Origin of the sequence: Pseudoalteromonas sp. A3, from assembly GCF_025942345.1 — a bacterium.
In the GTDB taxonomy this organism is placed as follows: domain Bacteria; phylum Pseudomonadota; class Gammaproteobacteria; order Enterobacterales; family Alteromonadaceae; genus Pseudoalteromonas; species Pseudoalteromonas atlantica.
Window position 1 is genome coordinate 116,653 of record NZ_JAPCKL010000013.1, and the last position, 2,775, is coordinate 119,427.

2 protein-coding genes and 1 pseudogene are annotated in these 2,775 nt (G+C 42.0%); all 3 read right to left on the minus strand.

Going from position 1 to position 2,775, the window contains the following annotated elements; genetic code table 11:
* Positions 1-396 (minus strand): annotated as a pseudogene (locus OIZ54_RS17660) (phenylalanine--tRNA ligase subunit alpha); the annotation flags it as partial.
* Between the two features lie 82 nt (positions 397-478).
* Positions 479-1,189 carry a DnaA regulatory inactivator Hda gene (hda, locus tag OIZ54_RS17665; protein ID WP_186807298.1) on the minus strand — a complete coding sequence of 237 codons (711 nt, stop codon included), beginning with the start codon at positions 1,187-1,189 and terminating at the stop codon, positions 479-481.
* Positions 1,189-2,244 carry a DUF2066 domain-containing protein gene (locus OIZ54_RS17670; protein WP_154945829.1) on the minus strand — a complete coding sequence of 352 codons (1,056 nt, stop codon included), beginning with the start codon at positions 2,242-2,244 and terminating at the stop codon, positions 1,189-1,191. Before OIZ54_RS17670 ends, hda begins: the two co-directional genes overlap by 1 nt.
* Positions 2,245-2,775: the final 531 nt, after the last annotated feature.

Consider the following 2,775-nt stretch of genomic DNA (forward strand, 5'->3'; position numbering starts at 1 on the left):
TACTTCTGGGCCTGATTTAACTTCAAAACCTAGCTCGCCAAAAAAGCTTTCTATACGCTCGATTGTGCGTGTTACCGGATGAAGGCCACCCGTAGGCATTACGCGCCCTGGTAAAGTTACATCAATTGTTTCAGCTGCTAGCTTTTCTTCAAGCGCTTTACTTGCTAAAAGCTCACGCTTTTCGTTAATGGCTGCTTGTACATCTTGCTTAGCTTGGTTAATTACTTGGCCTGCTTCTTTGCGTTCTTCAGGAGCAATTTTACCCAGTGTTTTAAGTAAGCTTGTGATTTCGCCTTTTTTACCAAGGTAATTAACCCTGATCTCTTCTAGTTGCGCGATTTCACTGGCACTGGCAACTGCCTCAAGTGCTTGCGCTAAAATATTTTCTAAGTTCATTCGATACCTGATCTTTCACAGAAGGTGATTACAATTTTGTTGACTAATGATAACTGAAAGCAGGGTCTAGATTCTAGACCTACTACAGCTTTAACGTTGATTTTATGAAGGGAATTGTTAATTTTCGTTGTGCGGCCATTGATGCATGATCTAATTTGTCTAATACGTCTAATAAAGCACGAATATCACGACTCAAGCGAGTCAATAAAAAGCGCGCGCATTCATCGCTTAGTTCAAGCCCACGCATATGCGCTCGCTTAACCAGTGCTTGTGCTTTATCATCATCACTCATTGATCGAATTTGAAAGGTAGTTCCCCACTTTAGCCGAGACTCTAAGTCGGGCAAGGTGATATTAAGCATGTCAGGGAGCAAATCGGCCGTAACCACTAACATTTTTGCGGGCTCGTTAAAGCGATTAAAAAAGTTAAAAAGGGCTTTTTCCCATGCGTCATTGCCAGCGACTAAGTGCACATCATCAATACATAATACGTCAAGTGCTTCTAAACCATCTAACACCATAGGGCCAAAGTCGATAACTTCACGCATAGACAACAGCATGTTTGACAAGCCACGCTCTTGGGCTTGTATGCAGGTTGCGTACAATAAGTGGGATTTACCAGAATCGCCTAAGCCACACAAATAAGTGTACTGAAATTTGTTGGCAAGCTTTGAGAAGCTCGCTTTAAGGTGGTTTACCTCTAAAGAGTCTTCCCCACCAAAATAAGAAGCAAATGTTTCATCATCAGGCAAGGTGACTGGTAGTGCCATTTGCATTGGCTCAGCACTTAGCATTACTCACCGACCCACTGATACTCAAGACTGTTTTTGTCTACAACATGGTAAAATGCGCGAGGGTCAACATAATCTCTAAAGGCACTATCAAGCCCAAGGCCTTTTTTAAGATCGCCCACACTGCCGGTGTGGTTAAGCTTAAACTCAACAAATTCTGGGGTTTTGCGCATTATGGTTGCTTGCGTCACTACACTCAAACTTTGTAGACGACGCTTTGCAAGTTCAATATCGACAAAGCTTTGAGTGCCTTTTAAGGTGAGCGTAGCCGCAGCCTGTTCATAATACGCGTTAGGGTCGATAGCGTATTCATTGGCTAATCCCAACGCTAAGCGGTCTATCATCTGGCCTACTATTTGCTGTTTATCACCTTCAAGACGGTTTGAATCGAATAAATCGTCATTAGTAAAACGCCAGTCTAAAATCCAGGTTTCGCTGTCGGGCTCTTGATACATTCTTGCTGTAATGCTTCGCTCTGCACTATAACGGCGCGACGCCTCTTCAACAGGCTCTGAAAAATTACCCCATACTTCAGGAATGCCAACCAAACGTCTGTCTTGTAAATCTAATAGTGGCACTACAACGGGTAAACCACGTCGACCCGCTTTGTCATATATAAGCTGCTCTAACTGAGGATAGCTTTCTTGTGTAACAAGCTCTCTACGCCAGTTATCTTCAATACCTAACCAAATAGCAACTAATGGGCGCTGGACGCCCCAAAGAGGTAAATTTAATTCTTTGATTAATTCATTTATTTTACGCGCTTCAAATTTAACAACTAGATTAAGCTGTCCATTTGCTTTTTCGTCGTATTCAAACTTGAGCATGTAATCTGAAATGTTTTTGGTGCGTTGTTGAGCAAGCTTATTTTGATCAGCAGATTCATCCCCGCTTACCTTTACTAAAACATTGAGTAATGCTTTGCGGCTAGCGGCTAAACGCGTGTCTCGACTTTTATCATCGACTTTTAATATATCTTGATACAGATCAGTTACTTCAACTGCCGACACAGAGAGACAAAATATAAATGATATGGCACTAATTAATAATCTATACACTGGCTATTAGTTCTTGGTTTTAAACTATTTTGATCCTAAATCAAAGCCAGTAACAAAGCAAAATTATATTTGTAATCTAGCTATGTTGAATAAATATTGTTTTTCTTAAAGCTTAAAACAGAAACAAACAGCTACTTAGCTATATGTTAAATGGGTTGTGATTGGTGAGGCGAGCCTTGTCCGCGGGTTTCGTGATACTCAACCCACGCTACGGAGGTGGTGATATTACGTAAAGACATGTATTTCACTTTTCTGCGGACGTAAAAAAGCCCGGCTCTTTCGAGTCGGGCTTTCTTGTATTTGGAGCCTGGCGATGTCGTGGTGCCCACAGCGGTAGAGAGTCACATAGCAAATGCGACATTATCATTGTGTCGGGTCGGCCTTTCGTAGGGCTCGCCCTCGAGCTGTTTCGTTTTTCTACTGATTTCGGCTATTTATTAAATCCCAGACAGCAAAAAACCCGTTACATCGCTGTAACGGGTTTCTCTTATTTGGAGCCTGGCAATGTCCTACTTTCACATAGCAAATGCT